Annotated in this window: 28 protein-coding genes and 1 tRNA gene; 13 read left to right on the top strand and 16 right to left on the bottom strand. The window is 30.6% G+C overall.

All coding sequences use genetic code 11. The annotated features are described in order from the left end of the window. Positions 1–45 precede the first annotated feature (45 nt). Positions 46–1,878, bottom strand: a complete 1,833-nt coding sequence (gene ciaB / locus AJ936_RS00655; protein ID WP_060816510.1) for an invasion protein CiaB — start codon at positions 1,876–1,878, stop codon at positions 46–48. A gap of 61 nt (positions 1,879–1,939) precedes the next feature. Between ciaB and AJ936_RS00650 the strand changes: the two genes are divergently transcribed. Further along, entirely contained in the window at positions 1,940–2,353 is a 414-nt protein-coding gene (locus AJ936_RS00650; protein WP_052949397.1) for an acyl-CoA thioesterase, read from the top strand. Between the two features lie 39 nt (positions 2,354–2,392). On the opposite strand, the gene kcuS is transcribed toward AJ936_RS00650, so the two are convergent. The 9 genes from kcuS to AJ936_RS00605 all read right to left on the bottom strand — a co-directional run bounded on the left by kcuS (position 2,393) and on the right by AJ936_RS00605 (position 10,333). After that, positions 2,393–2,590: a KCU-star family selenoprotein gene (gene kcuS, locus AJ936_RS00645; protein ID WP_002867452.1), complete on the bottom strand. Its 198-nt coding sequence runs from the start codon at positions 2,588–2,590 to the stop codon at positions 2,393–2,395. Continuing rightward, positions 2,571–4,682 (bottom strand): carbon starvation CstA family protein, encoded by a 2,112-nt coding sequence (locus AJ936_RS00640; RefSeq protein ID WP_070273947.1) that lies wholly within the window; start codon positions 4,680–4,682, stop codon positions 2,571–2,573. The genes kcuS and AJ936_RS00640 overlap by 20 nt, the downstream gene beginning before the upstream one ends. 166 nt (positions 4,683–4,848) lie before the next feature. Further along, positions 4,849–5,778: a ribose-phosphate pyrophosphokinase gene (locus AJ936_RS00635; RefSeq protein ID WP_002861611.1), complete on the bottom strand. Its 930-nt coding sequence runs from the start codon at positions 5,776–5,778 to the stop codon at positions 4,849–4,851. A 107-nt stretch (positions 5,779–5,885) separates the two neighbouring features. Next, positions 5,886–6,545: an amino acid ABC transporter permease gene (locus AJ936_RS00630; protein ID WP_053872756.1), complete on the bottom strand. Its 660-nt coding sequence runs from the start codon at positions 6,543–6,545 to the stop codon at positions 5,886–5,888. A 10-nt stretch (positions 6,546–6,555) separates the two neighbouring features. After that, on the bottom strand, positions 6,556–7,308 hold the full coding sequence (locus AJ936_RS00625; protein WP_002853332.1) for an amino acid ABC transporter permease: 753 nt from the start codon (positions 7,306–7,308) through the stop codon (positions 6,556–6,558). A 1-nt stretch (position 7,309) separates the two neighbouring features. After that, on the bottom strand, positions 7,310–8,089 hold the full coding sequence (gene peb1A / locus AJ936_RS00620) for a bifunctional adhesin/ABC transporter aspartate/glutamate-binding protein PEB1a (RefSeq protein WP_070273946.1): 780 nt from the start codon (positions 8,087–8,089) through the stop codon (positions 7,310–7,312). 21 nt (positions 8,090–8,110) lie between these two features. Continuing rightward, positions 8,111–8,839 carry an amino acid ABC transporter ATP-binding protein gene (locus AJ936_RS00615; protein ID WP_052858624.1) on the bottom strand — a complete coding sequence of 243 codons (729 nt, stop codon included), beginning with the start codon at positions 8,837–8,839 and terminating at the stop codon, positions 8,111–8,113. Between the two features lie 135 nt (positions 8,840–8,974). Next, positions 8,975–9,763 (bottom strand): CheR family methyltransferase, encoded by a 789-nt coding sequence (locus tag AJ936_RS00610; RefSeq protein WP_053872753.1) that lies wholly within the window; start codon positions 9,761–9,763, stop codon positions 8,975–8,977. A 15-nt stretch (positions 9,764–9,778) separates the two neighbouring features. Beyond that, positions 9,779–10,333, bottom strand: coding sequence for a CheB methylesterase domain-containing protein (locus AJ936_RS00605; protein ID WP_053872752.1), 555 nt, complete (start codon positions 10,331–10,333; stop codon positions 9,779–9,781). Between the two features lie 163 nt (positions 10,334–10,496). Between AJ936_RS00605 and rpiB the strand changes: the two genes are divergently transcribed. Genes rpiB through ychF form a run of 6 tightly spaced genes read left to right on the top strand, consistent with a single transcriptional unit; the run spans position 10,497 to position 14,974 of the window. Beyond that, complete coding sequence (gene rpiB, locus AJ936_RS00600; RefSeq protein ID WP_002861617.1) at positions 10,497–10,934, top strand: ribose 5-phosphate isomerase B; 438 nt, start codon at positions 10,497–10,499, stop codon at positions 10,932–10,934. Beyond that, positions 10,934–11,266, top strand: a complete 333-nt coding sequence (locus AJ936_RS00595; protein ID WP_002853247.1) for a membrane protein — start codon at positions 10,934–10,936, stop codon at positions 11,264–11,266. The genes rpiB and AJ936_RS00595 overlap by 1 nt, the downstream gene beginning before the upstream one ends. Further along, positions 11,263–11,811, top strand: a complete 549-nt coding sequence (gene apt / locus AJ936_RS00590; protein WP_044779227.1) for an adenine phosphoribosyltransferase — start codon at positions 11,263–11,265, stop codon at positions 11,809–11,811. Before AJ936_RS00595 ends, apt begins: the two co-directional genes overlap by 4 nt. A gap of 18 nt (positions 11,812–11,829) precedes the next feature. After that, a complete protein-coding gene (locus AJ936_RS00585; protein ID WP_002861619.1) occupies positions 11,830–12,426 on the top strand; it encodes a DedA family protein in 597 nt (198 codons plus the stop codon). Continuing rightward, the gene (locus tag AJ936_RS00580; protein ID WP_053872308.1) at positions 12,423–13,874 is read left to right on the top strand and encodes a leucyl aminopeptidase; all 1,452 of its coding nucleotides are present in this window, start codon (positions 12,423–12,425) and stop codon (positions 13,872–13,874) included. The genes AJ936_RS00585 and AJ936_RS00580 overlap by 4 nt, the downstream gene beginning before the upstream one ends. Further along, a complete protein-coding gene (gene ychF, locus AJ936_RS00575; protein ID WP_053872309.1) occupies positions 13,871–14,974 on the top strand; it encodes a redox-regulated ATPase YchF in 1,104 nt (367 codons plus the stop codon). Before AJ936_RS00580 ends, ychF begins: the two co-directional genes overlap by 4 nt. 21 nt (positions 14,975–14,995) lie before the next feature. Here ychF and argH read toward each other — a convergent pair whose 3' ends face one another. Genes argH through AJ936_RS00550 form a run of 5 tightly spaced genes read right to left on the bottom strand, consistent with a single transcriptional unit; the run spans position 14,996 to position 22,492 of the window. Next, a complete protein-coding gene (gene argH / locus AJ936_RS00570; protein WP_053872310.1) occupies positions 14,996–16,378 on the bottom strand; it encodes an argininosuccinate lyase in 1,383 nt (460 codons plus the stop codon). Positions 16,379–16,387: 9 nt separating this feature from the next. Continuing rightward, a complete protein-coding gene (pckA, locus tag AJ936_RS00565; protein ID WP_004305981.1) occupies positions 16,388–17,962 on the bottom strand; it encodes a phosphoenolpyruvate carboxykinase (ATP) in 1,575 nt (524 codons plus the stop codon). A 12-nt stretch (positions 17,963–17,974) separates the two neighbouring features. Further along, the gene (locus AJ936_RS00560; RefSeq protein ID WP_002861624.1) at positions 17,975–19,774 is read right to left on the bottom strand and encodes a biotin/lipoyl-containing protein; all 1,800 of its coding nucleotides are present in this window, start codon (positions 19,772–19,774) and stop codon (positions 17,975–17,977) included. A gap of 30 nt (positions 19,775–19,804) precedes the next feature. Next, positions 19,805–21,145 (bottom strand): sodium-dependent transporter, encoded by a 1,341-nt coding sequence (locus tag AJ936_RS00555; RefSeq protein ID WP_044779224.1) that lies wholly within the window; start codon positions 21,143–21,145, stop codon positions 19,805–19,807. Between the two features lie 12 nt (positions 21,146–21,157). Continuing rightward, entirely contained in the window at positions 21,158–22,492 is a 1,335-nt protein-coding gene (locus tag AJ936_RS00550) for a sodium-dependent transporter (protein WP_044779223.1), read from the bottom strand. A gap of 231 nt (positions 22,493–22,723) precedes the next feature. Between AJ936_RS00550 and AJ936_RS00545 the strand changes: the two genes are divergently transcribed. The 6 genes from AJ936_RS00545 (at position 22,724) to AJ936_RS09835 (ending at position 24,572) form a co-directional block, all read left to right on the top strand. Then, complete coding sequence (locus AJ936_RS00545; RefSeq protein ID WP_002853683.1) at positions 22,724–23,062, top strand: F0F1 ATP synthase subunit C; 339 nt, start codon at positions 22,724–22,726, stop codon at positions 23,060–23,062. Between the two features lie 36 nt (positions 23,063–23,098). Continuing rightward, positions 23,099–23,184 (top strand) — tRNA-Leu (locus AJ936_RS00540). Between the two features lie 182 nt (positions 23,185–23,366). Next, positions 23,367–23,582, top strand: a complete 216-nt coding sequence (locus AJ936_RS09845) for an Arm DNA-binding domain-containing protein (RefSeq protein WP_002881691.1) — start codon at positions 23,367–23,369, stop codon at positions 23,580–23,582. Beyond that, entirely contained in the window at positions 23,579–23,851 is a 273-nt protein-coding gene (locus tag AJ936_RS10730; protein ID WP_374220172.1) for a phage integrase central domain-containing protein, read from the top strand. The genes AJ936_RS09845 and AJ936_RS10730 overlap by 4 nt, the downstream gene beginning before the upstream one ends. A gap of 20 nt (positions 23,852–23,871) precedes the next feature. Beyond that, positions 23,872–24,264, top strand: a complete 393-nt coding sequence (locus AJ936_RS09840) for a tyrosine-type recombinase/integrase (protein WP_079860827.1) — start codon at positions 23,872–23,874, stop codon at positions 24,262–24,264. A gap of 8 nt (positions 24,265–24,272) precedes the next feature. Then, on the top strand, positions 24,273–24,572 hold the full coding sequence (locus tag AJ936_RS09835; protein WP_002881695.1) for a hypothetical protein: 300 nt from the start codon (positions 24,273–24,275) through the stop codon (positions 24,570–24,572). A 514-nt stretch (positions 24,573–25,086) separates the two neighbouring features. Here the strand turns inward: AJ936_RS09835 and AJ936_RS10445 are convergent. Beyond that, positions 25,087–25,443, bottom strand: a complete 357-nt coding sequence (locus AJ936_RS10445) for a site-specific integrase (RefSeq protein ID WP_148116010.1) — start codon at positions 25,441–25,443, stop codon at positions 25,087–25,089. Positions 25,444–25,674: the final 231 nt, after the last annotated feature.

The following is a 25,674-nucleotide window of genomic DNA, read 5'->3' as shown; positions in this document are numbered from 1 at the left end:
TCAAGTAAAAAACAGCTTTTTTTAAGTTTTTTTCAAAAAACTTTATTATTTTTTCTTATATCTTTCAAATTCTCCGCTATTATCAATTTCATTACCAATTTTCTCGTATAAATCATAATAAAATTTAACAAATTCTTTACACTTAGGCATAATAGGAAGAAAAATATTATCTTCAATTTCACAAAATCTACTTAAAAACTCTTTTGCATCAAGTCTTAAAGCATAGTGTTTTGCCAATTCATGATAATTTTTTAAAGTTAGTTCTTTAAATTTTTCATAATGTCCTAAATCAAAATTTATCTTCAAATTATTATTTTCAAAAATCAATACTTCACTTTCAAAAAGCAAACTAAGATGAATAAGTCCTTCTGTATAATAAGGTCTAACTTCATCAACTCTTTGCCAAGAAATAAGTCCAATAGCTCTTTTTATAAGTTCATGAAAAACAGGCATTATCAAGTCATCTTGTTCGTGATAAAAGAAATTTATAAGTCCACCTGTAGTAGCTTTATATTCTTCTATATTTTTAAAAAAACCACTCTGATTCATTGTTTTTTCAGTATCATTAGCAATAAAAAATATATGACCAAATTCATGGCCTATGGTCGATACTTCATAAACCCTTTTCCAAATTTTTTCCTGATAAAATAAAATATTTCTTCCAAAATCCAAAAATTCTTTATCAAAAACCTCGCTAGAAATTTTCATAAAAGGCTTTGTTTTGGCATTTTCATATACAAAATTTATAAAGGCAAATATTTTTTTACCCGCCTTAGAACTTACAAACTCATCATTTGGAACGACTTGAGCTGAAAACAAACCTTTAAGTTCAGCACCATAAAATATCATCGGAGTGCAAATATAAAGTTGAGTTTTTTCTATATTAGATAAAACTTCTTTTTCTAATTCACAATCTTCAAGTCCTATATTTTTATAAACATGTTCAAAACTTTCCTTAATTTCACTACCAAATTTCAAAACATCAAAATCATTCTCATCTTCTATTCTTATATCCCATTCTAATGCCACCGCATGAGTATAATTATCTTCATAATATTCTAAAGGATGTCCCACTTGTAAAGGTGATTTTACTTTCATCCAAGCAAATTCAGCTTCTTGCCAAGCTTTTATAACCCTATCTTCATCTTTTTCACAAAACGCTAATTTTAATTTTTCAAAATATTCTATATAAGCTTTTTCCTCTTCGCTGCTAGCAAATATTTTAAGCTGATCAATCATATTTTCAAAAGCAAATTCTAATTTTAAAATTTCATTCTCGAAAAATCTCGCATAAGGAACAAATTTCCATAAATTTCCTATTCTAACTAAAACACCATAGCTTCGCTCACAAATTTCTCCTTCTGGAGTTTTTTGATATAAATGATTTTTACGTAAAAATTCCATTGCATCATCTAAATTTGGGAATTGAGTAGATAAAATTTTATTATTTTTTTCTATAATTTCTTTAGTCCAAGAAATTTCAAAAATATTCATAATTAAACCTATATTATGCACTCCTTGTATTAAAGACTGATAAAAATTATTTAAAAGTTTTTTCTCTTTTATTTCATTAATTAAATTTTGATGTTCTTTTTCATAAAACTTTCTAACCTCTTCATAGAACTTATGTTTTAACTCTATAATCTTATCTTCCTTAAAGTTGTTTTTTTTCCACTCTTGAACTAAATTTTCTTCTTTTAAATCAATCAAACGCCTAAGTATGGCTAGCATAGTTGTTTTATCTTGTTTTAACTCACTTAAAGAAATCAAAGATCTAAAATACTCGCTCACATCTTCTTTGTCTAAAAACTCATATAACGCATTATTTCTTTCTTTGTATTTTCTAACCAATTTAGCTATTTCTTTAAAATTATTCATACTTTTATTCTCCTTTTTAACTTTTTTAATTATAATTCATTTTTTAAAATAAGGAGTAAAAATGAGAGATATGGGAGAACCAAAATTAAAAATTGTAGCTATGCCAAGTGACACAAATCCAGCAGGAAATATTTTTGGCGGATGGATACTTTCACAAATCGATTTAGCAGGAGCTATCGCAGCAAGAGAACTTTCTCCTGAACGCGTTGTAACCATCTCTATGGATAAAGTAGTTTTTAAAGAACCTGTTTTTATAGGTGATATAATTTCTTGTTACTCTAAAGTTGTAAATGTGGGCAACACTTCAATCAGCGTTGAAGTAGAAGTCACAGCTCAAAGAGTGGATTCTCAAGGTTGTACTTCTTGCATTAATGTAACTTCGGCTTTAGTAACTTACGTAAGTGTTACAAGAGATGGAAAGAAAAAGCCTATTACTGAAGAACTTAAAAGAATTCATGGCTTTTTAAATGCTTAAAGCTTATTTTGTATGATAAAACTTTATCCTTTAAGCTTATCAGCATTTATTTAAACCGCCACTATTATATTTTTTATCTAGACATTCTTTGAAAAATTCCCCTCTGGTTTTTGGAATTTTTCCTGGATGTTTTTGTTTCATGTGTTCTAAATACTTATCATAACTAGAAAGTCCCACCAAGGGATGAAAAAACCTTTCGGCTTTTTCATAATAATACTTAAATTTTTTGAAATTCATCAATCTTAATATACTTAGTTTCTTTAAGAGGAATTTTAATTTTACCTAAGCAAATTCCTATACAAGAAATTATAACAAGCAAGGTAGCTATCATAAAGAACACACAAAGAATTGCATTAAGTAAATTTCCAACTTTACTTTGAGTGGCTATTGAAATTTCTTTTTTAATTGTAGAAATTTCTTTTTCATCTTTAGTATTATTTAATTTAAATTCTAAATCTTTAATTTTTTGACTTTGTATGCTAACGGCGGCTACATGACTTACCGCATTTGCTACTTTATTGCCTTCTTCATAAGGCATAATTTTTTGAATTCCTCCATACAGAGTTGCCACTAAGACAAATACCGCAGGTACTAAAGTAACCCAAGTATATCTTGCCTTGCCCATTTTTACAAGTATAGTTGTAGCAAGAAGCAAAGCCATACCCGCAAGCATTTGATTACTCACGCCAAAAAGAGGCCAAAGCGTATAAATTCCTCCCTTAGGATCAATGGCACCTTGATAAAGAAAATATCCCCAACCTGCAACACTTAAAGCCGTAGCCAAAAGTCCAGCTGGATAATTATGAATATCTCCTAAAGGTTTATAAACATTACCCAATATATCTTGCACCATAAAACGACAAGCCCTTGTCCCAGCATCCACCGCTGTTAAAATAAATAAAGCTTCAAACAATATAGCAAAATGATACCAAAAAGCCATCAAATCCACGCCGCCAAAAAGTTCATGCAAGATCAAAGCTACACCTATAGCAAAAGTTGGAGCTCCACCTGTTCTTGAAAGTATAGTATGCTCTCCTATATTTGTAGTCAAAGTAGTAATTTCTTCAGGAGTAATGCTAAATCCCCAACTTGAAATGGTTTGTGCTACACTTACAACATCTGTTCCTATCAAAGCAGAGCTTGAATTTATAGCAAAATAAAGACCTGGATGTAAAATACAAGCACAAATTAAAGCCATAATCGCCACAGCACTTTCAGCAAGCATAGAGCCATATCCAACAGCTAAGGCATGAGTTTCGTTTTCAAGCATTTTAGGAGTAGTTCCACTAGAAATCAAAGCATGAAAACCACTGATCGCACCACAAGCAATGGTAATAAATAAAAATGGAAATACTCCACCTGCAAATACTGGACCTGTTCCATCAAAATACTGAGTATTTGCTTTTGGCATTTGCAAATCAGGAGCAACCAAAACAATAGCTACAGCCATTACCACAATAACACCGATTTTCAAAAAAGTTGAAAGATAATCTCTTGGAGCAAGTAAAAACCACACAGGTAAAACAGAAGCAATAAAACCATAAGCCATCATAACAATTGCCAAAGTTGGAGCTTCTAAAGTAAATATTTTAGCCCAATAAGGATCAGCAGCTATAACGCTACCATAATGAATAGCCAAAATTAAAAGCACAAAACCTATTATAGAAGCCTCCCCTACTCTACCTGGACGGATAAAACGCATATAAATTCCCATAAATATTGCTATAGGAATAGTCATTGCGATAGTAAATAAACCCCATGGAGATTCTGCTAAAGCTTTTACAACCACCATAGCTAAAATGGCAATAATAATAAGCATAATGCCAAAAATCGCCACCATAGCAACTCCACCTGTAAATTTACCCATCTCATCCTTAATCATCTCGCCAAGACTTCTACCTTTTCTACGAGTAGATATAAAAAGAACAACAAAATCATGCACAGCACCCGCTAAAACTCCTCCTACTAAAATCCAAAGCATAGAAGGCAAATATCCCATTTGAGCAGCCAAGATAGGTCCTACTAATGGACCTGCTCCTGCAATAGCAGCAAAATGATGTCCAAATAATACAGCCTTATTTGTAGGCACAAAATCACGCCCATCATTTTCTACAAGTGCTGGTGTTGCGCGATTTTTATCAAGTTCTAAAACCTTATAAGCTACAAAATGCCCATAAAATCTATATCCTATCATATAAATACATACAGCAGCAACCACCAAATAAATCGCTGATACACTTTCGCCATTTTGTAAAGCTAAATAACCAAAACAAATAGCGCCTAAAGTTGCAACAAGCAACCATAAAATTTTAGTACTTAACTGTGTCATAATTTCTCCTAAGAAAATAAAATATTTTCAAAGAATAACAGATTTATAGATTAAATTGTATAGAAAGATGTTTAGTTTTTTCACATTTTTAAAAAATATATGTTTTTTGTTTCTTTAAGTAGCATAAAAATGAAAAGCTTAAAAACAATCTTTAAGCTTTTTTAATCTAAATAAAGAGAGAATTTACACTTTCGTTATGATAAACACGACGTATTACTTCAGCAAAAACAGATGTAACACTTAATACTTTAATATTTGGTAATTGCTCTTTTAAAGGTATGGTATCTGTTACTACAAGCTCATCTAAAGCTCCACTTGCTATTCTCTCATAGGCTTTTCCACTTAAAACTGCATGAGTACAGCAAGCCATAACAGATTTTGCACCTTTTTCTTTTAAAGCTTCTGCAGCTTTAACTATAGTGCCAGCAGTATCAATAATATCATCTACTAGGATAACTTCTTTATCTTTTACATCTCCAATGATGTTCATTACTTCACTTTCATTGGCTTTTTCGCGACGCTTATCAACTATAACTATATCAAGTCCTAAATGCTTTGCAACACTCCTAGCTCTTGCAACACCGCCTATATCTGGACTTCCTATAATAGCATTTTTAAAATGTTTGGCTTTAATATAATCATTAAAAACTATACTTCCATAAAGATTATCTACTGGAATATCAAAAAAACCCTGAATTTGCCCTGCATGCAAATCTATCGTAGCTACGCGATCAATCCCAGCTGCCTGAATCAAATTAGCCACAAGTTTAGCAGTAATTGGCACCCTAGGATTTGCTTTTCTATCTTGTCTCGCATAGCCAAAATATGGGATAATAGCCGTAATCGAATTTGCACTTGAGCGACGCAAAGCATCTGTAAGAATTAAAAGTTCCATTAAATTATCGTTTGTAGGAGCGCAAGTACTTTGAATAATAAAAACATCCTTTCCGCGTACGCTCTCATCAATTTGAACACTAATCTCTCCATCACTAAATCGTTTTACTCCAGCATCACTTAAAGGCAGGGAAAGATATTTAGAAACTTGTCTTGCAAATTCCACATTAGCTGAGCCTGAAAAAATTTTATAACCTCGCATAAAAAACCTTAATCAATAAAATTATGAATTAATACAAAAGATTTTAATAAAAAAAATGTTAAAAACTGCTGTAAATTTAAAAAGCTTATATAAAAATATAAGCTTTTTTAAGAAATGTAAGCTGTCTTTTTAGCATAATATCTTACTAACATAGAAAGTGAAAAACATATTATAAAATAAATTCCCGCAACAACACCTATCATCGCTAAAATTTCTTCAAAACTTCTTAGTTTTGCCAATATAGTTTTTGAATTATAAGTAAGTTCAGCTATACCTAAACCCGCTAAATAAGCTGTATCCTTTACAGTGGTTACAATTTGAGATAATAAAGCAGGTATTATTTTTCTAAAAGTTTGTGGTAAAATAATATAAAAAAGAGTAAAAAATTTACCAAAACCTTGAGAATAAGCTGCTTCAAACTGACCTTTTGGTATAGAATTTAATCCACCTCTAATAATTTCAGCCATAACCGAACTCGTATAAAGTGAAAATCCTATAGTACCCCAAAAAGCTTGAGGAAATTGTCCAAAAAATACAGGTAGAACAAAACAAGCTGCAAGCATCCATAATAATAAAGGAGTATTTCTAAAAATATCTATATAGCAAGCTGCTAAAAATTTACTTAATCTATCCCCATAATTTTTAGTTATAGCTAAAAAAGTTCCAAAAATAATCGAAATAATACAAGTTGCTAAGGCTATTTTTAATGTCAGAAATAAACCTTGCATTAAAAATTCAATATTTTGTGCATTAAAAACATTTTCCATTAACAACCCTTTATCTCGTTAAATGTGCTTTTTTTAATTTATTTTCATAAGCTTTTGCAAAATAAGCCAAAGGATAACAAATTATAAAATATAAAACCGCTGCAAATATATAAGCTGGCGCATAATTTCCATAATCAGCTGCATAGCTATCAGCAGAATGCATTAACTCAGCTCCACCTACAATAAGCAATACAGAGGTATTTTTGATTAAATTTACCATTTGATTGGTCATCGGTGGTAAAATAATTCTAATGGTTTGAGGTACTATAATATAACGCATTTGTTGAATATAAGTAAACCCTTGAGACGCAGAAGCTTCAAACTGACCTCTTGGTACAGCCAAAATTCCACTTCTAACCACCTCGCTTACATAAGCTCCGTGATAAGCCCCAACACCCAATACACCAATAGTAAATATATCAAGCCTTATACCTAAAACAGGCAAGGCATAAAACAAAAAGAAAATTTGTATTACCAAAGGAACATTTTGAAAAAGCTCTACGTAAATTCTAGTGTAGGCTCTGATAATTTTAAATCTACTTGTAGCCATAACTCCGCCTATAGTTCCAAAAATTGTAGCTATAAGCAAAGCAAGAATGCTTACTTCTAAAGTATAAATAAAACCATTAATAAAAGCATCTTTATTATCCAAAGCATCTAAAAATTTCCATACCGCAAAAGGGCTTATACTATTTTCATCATATAAACCCCAAGAAGTAAGAATTTGTCTTAAATGTTCAACAAAACCTACACTTTCATTCATATTATAAACCCCATTTTTTCGCTAAAACATCAATTTCACTTTTATGTTCTTTTACAAAATCATCAACATATTTTGCAAAAGCTGGATCATCTTTTTTGGTTACAATACCATAACTTTGTGGTTCAAAACTATCTGGTAAAATTTCACTTTTATCATCCACATAACCTAACAATATTGATTTGTCTACAGAAAACGCATCAACTCTTTTAGCATCTAAAGCAGCTTTTATACTTGGATAATCAGGAAATTCACTAAATTTAACATCGACACCAATTTTTTTAGCAGCTTCACCTATAGCTTTTTTTGTAGTTGCAGCTTGAGCTACTCCAATATTTGCACCTTTCATATCAGCTAAAGATTTATATTTTTTTTCTTTTAAAACTAAAAGCCCTATAGCATCTTGATAATAAGGCTCTGAGAAATTATAAATTCTTTTTCTCTCTGGAGTAATAGTAAAAGTTGCTATCACTGCATCTACACTACCATTATCAAGCAAAGGGCCTCTTGTTTTAGCATTAACTGCGACTAGTTTTATTTTTTTATCATCACCTAATATACTTTTAGCTAGCAATTTGGCAACATCTACTTCAAAACCTTTAATTTCACCTGTTGCTTGATCAAGTAAAGCATAATGTGGAACATCATTTTTAACACCAACTATTAATTGTCCTTTAGATTTAATAGACTCAAGTTTACCTTCTGCTGCATTAGCATTACTGAATGCAACACAAGCACCTAGAGCAAAAACTGCCAACTTTAATAAAGATTTTCTAAAAACCATTTTTTCTCCTTTCAATTTTGGTTAATTTTTAAGAATTTTCCCTAAAAAGAGTCGCGCTCTTTCGGTTTTTGGATTTGAGAAAAATTCACTAGGAATATTTTCTTCCACAATAGCGCCATCTTCCATAAAAATAATCCTATCTGCTACTTCTTTTGCAAAACCCATTTCGTGTGTAACAACCACCATAGTAGTATTGCTTTGGCGTGAAATTTCTTTCATTACATCTAAAACCTCTTGTATGGTTTCTGGATCAAGGGCTGAAGTAGGTTCATCAAATAAAATATAGGGTTTTTTAGTACAAAGTGATCTTGCTATAGCAACGCGTTGTTGTTGTCCGCCTGAAAGGGTTGCTGGATAAACATTTGCTTTATCCACTAAACCTACGACTTTTAAATACTTAAAAGCTGTTTCTTCAGCTTCTTTTTTAGATTTTTTTTGAAGTTTCATTGGAGCTAAGGTTAAATTTTGCAAAACCGTCATATGTGGATATAAATTAAAATGCTGAAAAACCATTGCACAATATTTTCGACAAATTTCAATTTTATTTTTATGATTTAAAACAAGATTGTTAACTACTACCTCGCCTGAACTAACTTCTTCAAGCCCATTCATGCAACGGATAGTTGTACTTTTTCCACTTCCACTTGGACCTATAATAACAAGCTTCTCACCTTCTTTAACAGAAAGATTGATATTCTTTAGAACATGATGAGTTCCGTAGTATTTATTTACATTTTTTAATTCAATCAAGTTTTTTCCTTTATTTCTAACTAAATATAAAATTAATTAAAATTATTTTATCATTAAATAAAGAAAACTACTTCAAAATGTAACTTATTTTTACCAATAAATTTCCAAAGTGTAACTTTTAGTAATTTTTAGAATTTATACTTTTTCATAGTAAACACCTCTTGGAGAGAAAATCTTTTTAAAATAAATAGTCTCTGGAATCAAATCAGCATTGCCAATATAAAGCCTTCCTTTGTCATTTAAAATTCTATGAAATCTCTCCATAAGTTTTAGTTTTGATTCATGATCAAAATAAATAATCATATTTCTAGAAGCTATAATATCAAATTTTCCCAATCTTGAAAATTTTTCTTCAAAAACATTGCAAAGTTCAAATTTACAGGTACAAAGCTCATTTTTATTAATAGTATAAAATTTATCTTCGCTTTCTAAAAAAAACCTTCTTTTTTCACTCTCACTCAATCGCTGTAAAGTTCTTCCTTGATATTTTCCAAGTTTTGCTTTTTCAATCACGCTTGAATTAATATCAATGCCTAAAACATACATATCTTTAATAAAATTCTGTGCAGCCAGTAACGCTAAAGAATATACTTCTTCTCCACTTGAACAAGGGGCACTTAGGATATTTACTCTCTTTTCTAAGCTTTTGGCATAATAAATTATTTCTTTCAATTGAGCCAATTCTCTTAAAAAATAAGTTTCACCTATGGTTACAAAATCTAAAGTTTCTTGTTTAAGTTGTCTATTACTTTTTAATTTTCCCAAAAATTCGGAAAAATTTTTAGTATTAGTTCCTTCAAGAAATTTATTCAACTTTAAAGCTAATATATTTTTTTTATCGGTTAAATCAATACCGCTCATTTCGTTGATAATTTTTATAAATTCATTAAGTTCTAATTCGCTAGGAGTTATTTTTTTTTCCATGTAATTTTCCTTTTATTAATCCTGATCAATAAAATTTATAATTTCTTTTTTAATTTCTTTTAAGCTCATAGGTTTTAAATGTGGATTCATATCTTTTGCTCTTTTTGGCATACCATAAACGACGCTATCTGCCTCATTCTCACATAAACATCTAACCCCTGTTTTATAAAGCTCAAATAAACCTTTTGCGCCATCATCTCCCATACCCGTTAAAATAATAGCAAGTATTTTATTTGTTTTTGCCAAAGAAACAGCGGAATGAAAAAGCAAATCTACACTTGGCTTAAAACTTGATACCACATCTTGCCAAGAGGCTACAATATTTAAATTTCCAGATAAAATAGTATTTTTAGGGCAAATATAAATTTTATTGCTTAATATCTCTTTATCGTTCAATAAGCACACTTCACTAAAAGCCTCCTTATTAAATTGCCTCACAAAAGATGGAATAAAACTAACACTCATGTGTTGAGCTATAACTACACAAGTATTTTTTATATCAATATCCTTTAAAAGAAATTTAAGCTGATTAGGACCACCTGTTGAAGATCCTATGAGTATGAGCTTCATTTTCTTCTCCCCTTAATTTATTGAAATTTTATTTTTCTTGTCGCAAATTCTAACATATATAAAGAAAAATAAAGCTTATTTTTAAAAAAAGAAAAGCTGTTTTTATGATTTAATATGATAAGATTAGATTTTTATCTTATTTTATATAGTAATTAGGAAACCAATGCTTAGGGAAAAAATTTATATTGCTAGTGATCATGCTGGTTTTGAATTAAAAGAAAAAATTTGCGTATTTTTAAAAGAAAAAAATATAATTTTTAACGATTTAGGAACAAACACTTGCGCAAGCTGTGATTATCCTGATTATGCACATTTACTTGCCGAAAAAATAGACAAACGAAGCTTTGGCATTCTTATTTGTGGAAGTGGAATTGGAATTTCTATTGCAGCAAATCGTCATAAAAACATTCGCTGCGCATTATGCCATGAAAGCTTAAGTGCGGAACTTGCAAGAAGACATAATGATGCCAATGTTTTGGCATTAGGTGGAAGATTAATCGGGATTGAATTAGCTACAGATATTATAGAAAAATTCATTCAAACTCCTTTTGAAGAAGGGAGACATATGCAAAGAATTCAAAAAATTGAGGTAAAAATATAATGTTTACAAACTGGCTTGTTTTAACTATATTAATTTGTGCAACTATCTATCTGATTGTAATGTTGTTTTACTATAAAACTCTACTTAATAAAGAAAAAACATCAAAAGATTTTATCAAAAACAATCTTGATGATACTGAGATTGTTATTAGAAAACTACAAATCCAACTTCAAAGAAGTCTTGGAAATATAGATATACTCACAGAAGAGCTTAATAAAATCAAAGCAGACCTTACATCTTTAAGAACTAGAAATTCTCAATATCGTTTAGAAAATGACAAACTAAGACAAAGAATTAAAGAATTAGAAGCAAAAATCGAGGCATTATTATGATAAAACTAACACAAGAAGAACAAAAATACCTGCTTGATAGCATTAGAATTATTGCTGATTTTCCAAAAAAAGGAATTATTTTTAGAGATATTACCACTCTACTAAATAACAAAGAGGCTTTAAATTTTCTACTTAAACATTTAAAAGAACGCTACAAAGATTACAATCTAGACTTCATAGCAGGAACAGAAAGCAGAGGATTTATCTTTGCATCTATGATTTGTGCAAAACTTAATCTTCCTTTTGTGCCTATTAGAAAACCTGGAAAACTCCCTTTTGAAACCTTTAGCTGCGAATATGATCTTGAATATGGCAGCGATAAAGTAGAACTTCATAAAGATGCATTTAAAAATATTCAAAATGCAAAGGTTTTACTTGTAGATGATTTAATAGCAACTGGCGGAACAGCTATAGCTTCGTATGAACTCATTCAAAAAGCTGGAGCAAAATGCGTTGAAGCTTGTTTTTTAATGAATCTTAAAGATTTAAATGGAGCAAATAAACTTGAAAAACTTACTTCAGTTTATAGTGTTTTAGAAATTTAAAACTATAGAAAGGCGCAAATGGAAGAATTTTTAAAAAATTTACTTTACCAATACAAAGATCTAGCATATATTATTATTTTTTTATGGTGTATTTTAGAAGGGGAGTTGGCTTTAATTTTGGCAGGTATTTTTGCCCATCAAGGACATGTAAATTTAGGCTTTGTTATATTTATAGCAGGACTTGGTGGTTTTGTAGGCGATCAAATTTATTTCTATATAGGAAGATATAATAAACGCTACATACAAAAAAAATTAAAAACCCAAAGGCGTAAATTTGCAGTAGCACACTTACTTTTACAACGTTTTGGTTGGCCTATTATTTTTATACAACGCTATATGTATGGCTTTAGAACCATTATACCTATGAGTATAGGAGTCACGCGTTATAGTGCAAAAAAATTTGCTATTATCAATCTTTTTAGTGCTTGGGTTTGGGCATCAATCACTATACTTTTAGCTTGGTATTTTGGAGAACAAATTTGGAAGATGGTGACTTGGGCTGAAGAACATTGGTATTATGCAGCCATTATTATTATAGCTTTTTTATCCCTTTTATTATTTGGTTTTAAACAAATGGAAAAAGCTATACTTAAAGATAAAAGGAAAAAATCATGAAATTTGAATTAAACGATAAAAAACTAGATGCTATAAAAGCAGACTTTGAACTTATTTTTATACAGGATAAAAATTTAAAAAATTTTAACAAAGAAAAAGATTTTTTTAAACTTAATAATTACAAAGGCGAAGGTGTATTACTAGACTTAAACAATAAAAAGCTTTATTTAGAGCTTAAAAGCCTTGCTTATGAGGATATAAGATTAAGTCTTTGCACAGCATATAAAACTCTTGAAAAGCTTAATATAAAAAGCGTAAAACTTCCTAGCATAATAGGAGATTGTGTAGTTAGAAGTTTTACATCTTTAGTTGAAGGCGTACTTTTTGGAGCTTATAAATTTGACAAATATAAAAGCGAGAAAAAAACAAGAACTTTAGAAAGATTTATTATTTCAAGTGAAGAATTAAATGGTAAGAAATTTAATAAAGATGAAGCTAAGATAGGTTTAGAGCGTGGAGAAATTTTAGCCAATGCTACAAATTTTACCAAAAATATAGTCAATGAAATTCCTGAAATTTACACCCCTTTAAAAATGGCAGAAGATGCGCAAAATTTAGCTAAAGAAAATAAAAACATTATTTGTAAAATTTATGATGAAAAATTTTTGGCCAAAGAAAAAATGAATGCTTTTTTGGCAGTCAATCGTGCCTCGGTACATCCACCACGCCTCATTCATCTAAGCTATAAAGCCAAAAATGCAAAAAAACGTGTTGTATTTGTTGGAAAAGGCTTAACTTACGATAGCGGTGGATTAAGCTTAAAACCAGCTGATTTTATGCTTACAATGAAAGCTGATAAAAGCGGTGCAGCAGCAGCAATGGGGATCATAAAAGCCGTAGCCGAGCTTGCTTTAGATTTAGAAGTGCATTGTATTTTAGGTGCAACTGAAAATATGATAGGCGGCAATGCTTATAAGCCTGATGATGTGTTAATCAGTCGCGAAGGCGTAAGTATAGAAGTAAGAAATACAGATGCAGAAGGACGCTTGGTTTTAGCTGATTGTCTTTCTTTTGCACAAGATTTAAAACCTGATTTACTTATCGATATGGCAACACTTACTGGAGCTTGTGTTGTAGGACTTGGAGAATTTACAAGTGCTATTATGGGAAACAATGAAGAATTGCAAAATGATTTTTATCTAAGCTCTAAAAAAAGTGGAGAATATACTACAATCTTACACTTTAACCCCCACTTAAGAGAACTTATAAAATCAAATATTGCCGATATTAGCAACACTGCCTCTAGTCGCTATGGAGGCGCAATTACCGCGGGGTTATTTTTAGATAAATTTATTCGTAAAGAATATAAAGACAAATGGTTACATCTTGACATAGCAGGACCTGCTTATACGGAAAAATCTTGGGGATATTCTAGTTTTGGTGCAGGTGGAGCTGGAGTTAGAATGTGTGTTAATTATCTAATTCAAATTTTAAGGAAAGCTAAATGAGTTTAAGCGTAGGTATAGTAGGACTTCCAAATGTTGGCAAATCAACGACTTTTAATGCTTTAACTAAAGCACAAAATGCCCAAAGTGCAAACTATCCTTTTTGTACCATAGAGCCTAACAAAGCCATGGTTGAAGTTCCTGACTTAAGACTTAATGAACTTGCTAAAATCGTAAAACCTGAAAGAATTATGCATTCTTTAATAGAATTTGTAGATATCGCTGGACTTGTTAAAGGTGCAAGTAAGGGTGAAGGCTTAGGAAATAAATTTCTTTCAAATATACGCGAAACTGAGATTATTTTACACATAGTGCGTTGTTTTGATGAAGAAAATATCACCCATGTTGAAGGTGGAGTTAATCCTTTGCGTGATGTAGAAATTATCAATACAGAGCTTATTTTAGCAGATATTGAACAACTTAGTAAAAAAATAGAAAAACTCACCAAAGAAACCAAAGCCAACCAAAAGGGTGCTAAAGAAAGCCTCGAACTTGCAAATTCTTTACTTGATCATTTAAACAAAGGCTTAGCTGCAAGTTCTTATCCTGAAAAAGAAAACGAAATTTATCAAGCCTTAAGCAAAGAATTAAGACTGCTTTCTGCTAAAGAAGTGATTTATGGTGCAAATGTTGATGAAAATGGTATTAGTGAAGATAATGATTATGTAAAAGCTTTAAAAGAATATGCTAAAAAAAATGATCATGAAGTTATCAAGCTTTGTGCAAAAATCGAAGAAGAATTAGTAGGATTAAGCGATGAAGAAAGCCATGAATTTTTAAGTTCTCTAGGAGTTAACGAAAGCGGTCTTGATCAAATCATACGCACTGCTTTTACTAAGCTTGGACTGATCAGTTATTTTACCGCTGGTGTAGTTGAAGTGCGTTCTTGGACAATCAAAAAAGGCTGGAAAGCACCAAAAGCAGCGAGCGTGATTCATAATGACTTTGAAAAAGGCTTTATAAAAGCTGAAGTTATTTCCTATGAAGACTATATCCAATACAAAGGCGAAAATGGCGCCAAAGAAGCAGGAAAGCTACGCCTTGAAGGAAAAGACTATATCGTTTTAGACGGCGATGTAATGCATTTTAGATTCAATGTTTAGGCAAAATAGCCTAAACAATATTTATAAATTTTGAATAAAACCTTCCAAAATTTGAATTTGCTTTTCTACGCTTGCAATAGAACTTGAGCCTTCACTTTGCTTAGAATTTAAAGAAAATTCAAAATTTAAAAGTTCCATAGCTTTTTCATCAAATACAGGATCTATTTTTGAAAGATCTTTAATTTCACTTATATCAATACCTTGTGCTTCAGCTTGTGCAACAACATTTCCCACTATAAAATGTGCTTTTCTAAAAGGAATATTTTTTTCACGCACCAAATAATCCGCCAAATCGGTAGCCAACAAATGACCTTTTTTACAAGCATTAAGCATATTTTCTTTATCAATTCGTATTTCTTTTAACATTGCATTTAAGATGATTAAACTATCTTTAGCGGTTTTTACACTATCAAAAAGCCCTTCTTTATCTTCTTGCATATCTTTATTGTAAGCTAAAGGTAGAGCTTTCATTATAGTTAAAAGAGAAATCAGATTTCCATAGACACGCCCTGTTTTTCCGCGTATAAGTTCACAAACATCGGGATTTTTTTTCTGAGGCATGATAGAACTTCCTGTTGAAAAACTATCACTTATGGATATAAAAGAAAATTCCGAACTTGAAAATAAAATCATTTCCTCGCAAAGTCTTGAAGTGTGTGTAAAAATAACTGCTATATCATAAAGTAAATCAAGAGCAAAATCTCTATCACTCACTCCATCCATAGCATTTGGCATAATATCTTTAAATCCTAAAATTTTAGCGTTCAACTCACGATTGGTGGCATAGCTTGTTCCTGCACACGCACAAGACCCAAGTGGCGAAAAATCAGCGAGTTCTAGACTATTTTGCAAACGCTTAATATCTCGCATTAGCATAAAAGCATAAGCTAAAATATAAAAAGAAAAACTCACAGGCTGAGCGTGTTGTAAATGTGTAAAACTTGGCATAATAGTTTTTTTATGCACTTTGGCATGTTCGAGCATGGTTTGAATCAATTCTTTTAAAAGCTTTATAAGTTCAATATGAGATTTTTTGACAAAAAGTTTAAAATCAGTAGCCACTTGATCATTTCTACTTCTTGCAGTATGAAGTCTTCCACCAATTTCACTACCTATAAGCTCGCTTAAACGCTTTTCTATAGCCATATGAATATCTTCATCTTTAATATCAAAAATAAATTTGCCTTGCTCTATTTCACTTCTAACCTGCTCTAAACCTTTTATAATAGCATCTAATTCTTCTTTTTTTAAAATACCACAACTTTCAAGCATTGTAGCGTGTGCTATAGAACCTTGTATATCTTCATTGAACAAAGTTTTATCTACATTTAAACTTGCATTAAATTCTTTTAAAAGCTCATCACTTGCACCACTAAAGCGTCCTGACCACATTTCATTTTTCATTTAAATGCCTTAAATTTTTGGTCCAAATTTGCTAAATTCAATGCCTTCTTTGACATCTTCATAACGTTTAAAATTTTGTATAAACATATGTGCTAATTTATCTCTTGTTGCAATATAATTATTTTTATCTGACCAAGTATTTATAGGATTTAAAAGCGTGCTTTCTACACCTTCTAAAGCTTTTGGAATAGCTAAATCAAACACTTCAAAATTTTCAAATTCGCATTTTGCAATACTTCCATCTAGAATAGCATTAATGCAAGCCCTAGTAGCCTTAATGCTCATTCTTTTACCCACACCGTAGCTTCCACCGCTCCAGCCTGTATTAACAAGATAAACATTAGCTTCATGCTTTTCAATCTTTTCACCAAGTAATCTCGCATAAACCGTTGGATGCAAAGGCATAAAAGGTTCTCCAAAACAAGCTGAAAAAGTTGCTTGAGGTTCTAAAATACCACGCTCAGTTCCAGCTACTTTTGCTGTATAACCACTTAAAAAATAATACATAGCCTGCTCTTTGCTTAGTTTACTTACTGGAGGTAAAATTCCAAAAGCATCTGCACTTAAAAATATAATATTTTTTGGATGCCCTGCTTTTAGACTAGGCTCATGATTTTCAATATGCTCTATAGGATAAGAAACTCTTGTATTTTCTGTTTTTGAAGCATCAGCATAATCAACACTCTTATCGGCTCTTAAAACTACATTTTCTAAAAGTGCATTTCTTTTAATGGCACCATAAATTTCAGGCTCATGTTCAGGATCGAGATTGATTGTTTTTGCGTAACAACCACCCTCAAAATTAAATACACCTTCATCATCCCAACCATGTTCGTCATCACCTATAAGTTTTCTTTTTGGATCGGTTGAGAGTGTAGTTTTTCCAGTGCCACTAAGTCCAAAGAAAAGTGCTACATCACCTTTTTCTCCGACATTTGCACTACAATGCATAGAAAGTTTATTTTCTAGTGGCAACCAATAATTCATCATAGAAAAAATACCTTTTTTCATTTCTCCGCCATACCAAGTTCCACCAATAACTGCTATATTTTCTTCAACATTAAAGATTACAAAAACCTCTGAATTTAAACCATCTTGTTTGTAATCTTCATTGATACATTTGCAAGCATTATAAACAATAAAATCTGCTTTAAAATTCTCAAGTTCTTCTTGACTTGGGCGAATAAACATATTTTTAACAAAATGCGCTTGCCATGCAATTTCAGTAACAAATCTTACTGCTTTGCGACTTTGCAAAGAAGCGCCACAAAAAGCATCTTGAACATAAATTTTCTTTCCACTTAATTCTTGTTTTGCTTTGGTCAAAAGCTTATCAAATAATTCTTTTGTAATGGGCTGATTTACCTTTCCCCAAGCAATATACTTACTAGATGGATCTTGTTTTACAAAATATTTATCTTTAGGACTTCTACCTGTAAAAATCCCTGTATCTACACAAAAAGTATCATTATCCGTACTTAAACCTTCATTATTTGCTTTTTCATGAGCATTTAATTCATCATAACTTAAATTATGAAAAATTTCTTTTATATTATCCAAACCTAAATTATCAAATTTTTTCATCTTTCCCTCACTTTAATTCTTATAGATAGCTAATACTTCGCCTTCGTTAACAGTATCGCCTATTTTAATACAAAGCTCTGAAATAATTCCATCTTTTGGAGCATTAACCTCAATCTCCATTTTCATTGCTTCTAAAACCATGATGGCTTGACCTGATTTTACTTCTTCACCTTCGTTAACATAAATTTTAAAGACATTACCTGAAATACCTGCTAAAACTTCATTTTCAGCATCTACAGAACTTGTTGAATTTGAAGAAACAATATTTTTATTTTCTTCTACTTTTTTTACACTTTTAACATTAACATCTTTATCAAAACCATAGCTTACCTCTACATGATATTTATTACCATTTACAGCTACGGTAAATTTGTTTTCATCTACACTCATAGGCTTTGGCATACTAGCTAATTTGCGTACATTTACCTTTGCCTCTCCTTTTAAAAATGCTATACCTTTTTCTTTACAAGCTGCTGCAATAAATATATTTTCTTCACTCGTTTCTATACTCTCTTTTTCAAGCAAGGTTTTGGTATAAACTATACTTTTACTCTCATCTTTATCAGCTATATTAATAGCAAGCTCTGTAGTAGGTTCTAAATTAAGTTGTTTTGAAGCAAGTTCAACAATATTTGCATCGGGTGTAACAGGAGTTTTTCCAAAATAACCAAGCACCATTTTTCCATAACCTTCTGCTATTTTTTTCCAAGGTCCAAACATCACATTATTAAAAGCTTGTTGAAAATAAAATTGAGAAACTGGAGTAACCGAAGTACCAAATCCACCTTTTTCTACAACTTCTCTCATAGCATGAATGACTTGTGGAAATTTATCTAAGATATTATTATCTCTCATCATTTGTGTATTTGCTGTTAAAGCTCCTCCTGGCATAGGAGAAAAAGGAATAAGTGGATTTACCATAGTAGCTTCAGGTGGTAAAAAATATTCTTTTAAACAATCTTTTAAAACTTCTTCGTATTTTAGAATTTTTTCTTCCTCAAGTCCGCCTAAATCATAATCTTTGCCTTTTAAAGCATGCATCATGGTTAAAATATCAGGCTGAGAGGTTCCGCCACTTACTGGAGCCGCAGCCAAATCGATACCATCAACCCCTGCTTCAAGTGCTGCAAGATAGCAGGCTATACTCACTCCTGCAGTTTCATGCGTATGAAGTCTAATGTGTGTATCTTGAGGTAAAATTTTTCTAGCCATTTTAATGGTTTCATAAATTTTATTTGGATTAGAAGTCCCACTTGCATCTTTGAAACAAATACTATGAAAAGGAATTTCTGCTGCTAAAATTTCTTTTAAAATTTTTTCATAAAAAGGCACATCATGGGCACCTTTACAATTTGGCGGTAAATCCATTAAAGTGATAGTAATTTCATGCTTTAACCCATGTTTTACTATACATTCACCACTAAATTTTAAATTATTTACATCATTAAGGGCATCAAAATTTCTTATCGTTGTAGTACCGTGTTTTGCAAAAAGTTTTGCATGCAAATCAATAAGTTCACTACTTCCAGTATCTAAAGTAACGGTATTGACCCCTCTTGCTAAAGTTTGAAGATTGGTATCTTTTCCTACAATAGCCCTAAATTTATCCATCATGGTAAAAGCATCTTCATTAAGATAAAAATACAAGCTTTGAAATCTAGCACCACCGCCAAATTCAAAATGTGTAATGCCTGCTTCTTTTGCTGCTTCTACTGCAGGAAAAAAATCATCCATTAAAACCCTAGCTCCATAAACAGACTGAAAACCATCCCTAAAGCTTGTATCCATTACATCGATGAATTTTTTAGCCATTATTTTTCCTTAAAAAATATTTTTTCATTATTATACAAAAATTTGATAACACATTACCAAAATTATTGCTATAGGCGATATAAAACGAATAAAAAACAACCAAATTAAGAAAATTTTTCGACTTATAAATTTAGAAAAAATTTTATAAATTTGTTTTTTATTCATAAAAAAACCTACAAATATAGAGCATGCTATAGCACCAAGTGGAAGTAAAAAATTTGAAGTTAATTTATCTAATAAAGTAAAAAAATCTTTGCCAAAAAAACTAAACATAGAAAAAAAATTTAAATTTAACGACAAGATACAACAAATTCCAAAAACAAAAACAAATAAACCTATTAAAAATAGAGCTTTAGCACGAGAAATTTGATAGTTATTAATCATATAAAAAGTTAAAGGCTCTATCATTGAAACAGCTGAAGTAATACCAGCAAAAAAAAGTGCTAAGAAAAAACAAAATGCAAAAATATAGCCTAAAATCCCAAGCTGATTAAACAAACTCATCAAGGATACAAAAACAATCCCCGCTCCTTGAGTATGTGGATCGGCTCCAAATTCAAAGATAAAAGTAAAAACAATAAGTCCCATAATAAAAGAAATCAATAAGTTAATCAAAACAATATACACTGAACTTTTTATAAAATTTGTTTTTTTATCCAAGGCTGATGAATATGTAACTATACAACCTATTCCCAAGCATAAGGTAAAAAATGCAAGCCCTAAGGCTTCGGCAATAGAGCTAAATTTAAAGTGTGAAAAATCAGGATAAAATAAATAAGAAAAAGCATTTGCAAAACCTTGCTTAAATCCCATGCAATAAAACAACATAAAAACAAGCATTAAAAATAAGCTAGGCATTATAACAACGTTTAATTTTTCAATCCCTTTGATTAAACCTTTAGATACTATCAATAAAGTAAGAAAAAAAGATAAAGTGAAGAAAAAAACAGAACTTGTCAAATTTGTAGTGATTAAATTCTGAAAATTACTTGCTGCTTCATCTAAAGTTTTAGGAAGATAATAAAGACTCACTACAGTATATTTTAAAACCCATCCCATGATAACTAGATAAAAAGAGAGGACAAAAATACCACCTAACATAAAAACGCCGCCATATCGCCATCTATTGCCATATTTTATAGCAAGATTTGAATAAGCATTTGCAAGATCACTTTTACTTAAACGTCCCATAGCCACTTCAGCCAAAAAAATACTAAATCCTATAGTTAAGGTAAAAAACAAATATAAAAGCACAAAAACAAAACCACCATTTTCTGCACTTAAAGTTGGAAATTTCCAAGCATTACCTAAACCAACGGCTCCACCAGCAACAGCCAATACAAAACCGATTTTTGAAAAATATGTTCTCATTATTTTTCAAACTCACTTTAAAAAAGCGGCTATCATAACTATAACAACAGCCAAAGGGGAAATAAATCTCAAAAACACATACCAAAGTTCAAAAAATATACCGCTCATATAAGGTTCAAATAAAATTTTTAAAGCATCTTTTTTCATCACAAATCCCACAAAAATAGCTGCCAAAATTCCACCTAAAGGCATAATAACCTTGCTTGAAACACTATCAAGCAAATCAAAAAAACTCATTCCAAAAAATCCAAACTGAGTACTTTTTAAAGAAGATAAAATACACAACATTCCTAAAATATAAACAACAATTCCTATTAAAATCAAAGCTTTTTTACGGCTCATGCCAAAAGTATTAATAAGATAAAAAGCAAAAGGCTCTATCATTGAAACAGCTGAAGTAATACCAGCAAAGATTAAAGAAATAAAAAATGCTGCTCCAAAAATACAACCAATCACCCCAATTTTTTCAAATAAAGTAGCTAAGGAAATAAAAACAAGTCCTGGTCCTTGCTGATTAGGATTGTAGCCAAATTCAAAGATAAAAGTAAAAACAACCAAACCCATTAATAAACCAACTAAAAGATTGATAAAAATAATATTTAAAGTACTGGTAATAAAATTGGTTTTATCAGGCAGACTAGCAGAATAAGTAATAATCGTTCCAACGCCCAAAGAAAGACTAAAAAAAGCAAGTCCTAAGGCTTCAAGAACATTTGAAGTGTTGATTTTGGAAAAATCAGGTACAAAAAGAAATTTAACCGCCATCATAAAACCATCTTTACTAATAGCATAAACAAGCATCAAAATAAGTAAAATAAACAATGAAGGCATCATCCAAACATTTAACTTTTCAATCCCATTCTTAACACCTTTAGAAACAATATAAAAAACACATAAAAAAACCAAAGTAAAACAAATAAACTGACTTAAAAAATCCTCACTTGTAAAAAATCCAAACTGTGCTTTACTTACTTCTAGATCCATAGGCAAATTTCCAGTGATACTTAAAAACACATATTTAACTATCCAGCCAATCACCAAGGTATAAAAAGAAACTATTAAAATCGCCCCCACCATAGTAAAACCAACATAAGACCAAGCTTTTTTATTTGAAGGTGCTAACTTTTCATAGGCATTAACCGGATCTTTTTCGCTAATTTTTCCTATGCTAAGCTCAGCTAAAAATATCACAAAACCTACACCTAAAGTAAGAATTATATAAAGCAAGATAAAAGCAGATCCACCACTTTGACCTACTAATGTTGGAAATTTCCAAGCATTACCCAAGCCCACCGCTGAACCTGCTACCGCTAAAATGAAACCTATTTTTGAAAATTTAGAACTCAATGTTACAACCTTAACTTAAAAATTATTTTAAAATATTATTAAAGCAAAAAAACTTTTAAGCTTTATTGAAAACAATCAAATTTAAATCAAAAATGTGAATTTTTGTAAATTTCAATAAAAATAAAGATACTTTTGGTTATAATTCGGCTTTATTTTTAAGTCTTAAGTAGGGATACGCAAGCCGAACTGATTTAAAAATTGAAAAATTTTTTTTATAGAAAGGTTAAGACAATGAAAAAAGTTCTTTTTTTATTATTAGCATGTGCAGCAGTAGCTTTTGCAGCTGAAACTAATGCTCCAGTAGAGCAAGAAGCTATTAATGTATGGATTAAAGCATTTTCAGTTCTTGCAGCAGGCTTAGGTCTTGGTGTTGCAGCACTTGGTGGTGCTATCGGTATGGGTAATACTGCAGCGGCAACAATTGCAGGAACAGCTAGAAACCCTGGTCTTGGGCCAAAATTAATGACAACTATGTTTATCGCTTTAGCGATGATTGAAGCACAAGTTATCTATGCTCTTGTTATCGCGCTAATAGCACTTTATGCAAATCCTTTTATAGTTTTACAATAAAACTTATTAAAGCCCTTTTTTTGGGCTTTTTTCTATGCGGTTATGGTGGAATTGGTAGACACGCCATCTTGAGGGGGTGGTGCGCTCCGCGTGTGCGAGTTCAAATCTCGCTAACCGCACCATCGATACTATAAACTACTATAAATATCATGCTTATAAAATATCGATAAAATAGGCATTTATAGCTATATAAAGCCTAAATTAAAGTTTTTTCCGTTAAAATTCATTTCGAAACTTTTCTCCTAACTTTTTATTTTTTATTCTAAAAAGTTAGGAGAAATTACCACAAGGAGTCTATTTTTAAATGCTTACACAGAAAGATATAGTAAATATTAGTCCAAAAGATAAAAAATTTTTAATTAGCGATAGTGATAATTTATTTGTATTAGTTTATCCTAGCGGCAAAAAGTCTTTTGTATTTGATTGTAAAGATCCAAAAACAAGAAAATTAAAAAGAATAACTTTGGGGCAATTTCCGCAAATATCAATTAAAGAAGCTCGAGATAAAAAAATGAGATAAAAACTTTACTAAAAACTAATGAAAGTATAAGAAAAAAAGAAGGATGTGATACAAGTTTTAGAAAAATTGCTGAACAGTATTTTCTTCAAAAAAACGACATAACAAAACGCACTCTCAATGAGTCTATTAAGCGAATGGAAAATCATTGCTATCCTATTATAGGAGATATTCCCATTAGTAATCTTAAAAGAAGCGACATTTTAAATGTTCTTGAAAAAATAAAACTACAAAAAAATCCGAAGTCGGTAAAAAAATATTTACAACATTAACTTATGCAGTTAACAAAGAGATGATTGAAAATAATATTATGCTTGGTATAAAAAGAAAGGATTTGGTCTATAACAAAAAAACAAGACATTTTGCGACTATTACGGAAGTTTCAAAAATTAAAGAATTAATTGAAAATATTATTTATATACAATGTGATACAAATACAAAAATGGCAATCTTATTGTCGCTTCTTACTGCGCAAAGAAGTTTTAGCATAAGAAGTGCTGCTTGGGAAGATATTGATTTAGAAAATGGCTTGTGGAACATACCTGCTTCAAAAATGAAAATGAAAAAAGCGCATTGTATACATCTAAGTGATATTGCAGTGCAATTATTAAAAGAATACAAACAAATAAGTCATCATGATCTTTTATTTAAATCCATTAAACAAAAAAGAAAGGCGATGGACTAAATGAGATCTTGAGTGATAATACAGTAAGAATGGTATTTAGAAGAATGGGATATTCAAATGAAGATTTTACTCCACATGGTTTTAGATCTATGTTTAGTACTCTAGCTCACGAAAATATTCAAAAACATCAGTTTAGTAGCAATATTATAGAAATGTGTTTGGCGCATACGGAAAAAAATAAGGTTAAAGCTTCATATAATTTTGCACAAAATTTAAAAGAGAGAAGGGAGTTGATGCAATGGTATAGTGATTATTTGTGCGAAATATGCCCAAAATTAAAAGATTTTATTTTACTTGATTTTATATAAAAAGGAATAATATGAAAAACAAATATTTAAAAGAAGCATTCACTCGGGCGGGGGGGGGGTGAATTTCTTGAAAATAAAGAAAATAGAGAAAAACTCATAAAAACCCTAATAATACACTTAAATTCTTATTTAGAGGCTGAAAGTAATCTACAAAAAATCAAGATTTTAGTCAAAATATATCAAAATTTACAAAAATGTAGCCGAACTCCTGTTCTTATTGACATAGAAGAACTTGAATTTAACAAAGAAGACATTTTCGAAGAATTATTTTATGCTTTAGGCGGTTTAGGAGGTATGTATTCCGTAGAAATAATACAATCAAGAATTGCAAATTTCATCAAAATACTTGGCGGAGAACCTAAACTTTTATTAGAACAATTTTAAACACATAGACTTCTTCTTGAAGTCTATGCAAATACTCAATTTTAGAAAAATTAATTATTCAATAACGCAGCTTTTATTGTATCATTTGTTGCTTTGGCATATATAGCAGTAGTATTTAGTTTTGCATGTCTTAGAATTCCACAAGGTTTGTTCCTTTGGCTGTTAATCTCATGGCTAAAGTGTGTCTAAGCAAATGAAGTCCTTTTTTGCTGATCAAAGCTTTAGCGTAAATATTATTTACAATCAAAAAAGCATTGCTTCTATTTAAATGTTTTCCTGTGCTAGTTTGCATTATGTAATCACTATCTTGGATATTTTCTTTAAAATATTCAAGCTCATCATCTACTTCTTCTTTTTTAATAAATGCAAATTGTTCTTTACCGCCCTTGCCTATTATGGATATTTTTAATATTTCATCATCAACCTCTTCAAAATCACAAAGTTTTACATTTAAAGCTTCAGAAATTCTAAGTCCTCCATAAAGCATAAGTTTTTTCTAAAACTATTGTAAACTTCTTTTTTGCTTTTTCTTTCTCTAAAACATTATTTAGCCTTATAATTTCATTTTCATTAAGATAATTTAATTTTCTTCTGATTTTTCTGTTCTAAATCTAATTTTCTTCATATCAAAGGAAAAAACAAACAAATCATCATTATTATCGCTTATAAAAGAAAAAAAGCTAGTTAATACTCTCAAATAAGTTATTTTTGTTTTTTT

Source organism: Campylobacter sp. BCW_6877, assembly GCF_001762445.1.
GTDB classification, from domain to species: domain Bacteria; phylum Campylobacterota; class Campylobacteria; order Campylobacterales; family Campylobacteraceae; genus Campylobacter_D; species Campylobacter_D jejuni.
The sequence above is the reverse complement of the archived record's forward strand: the minus strand, read 5'-3'. Positions and strand labels throughout refer to the sequence as shown.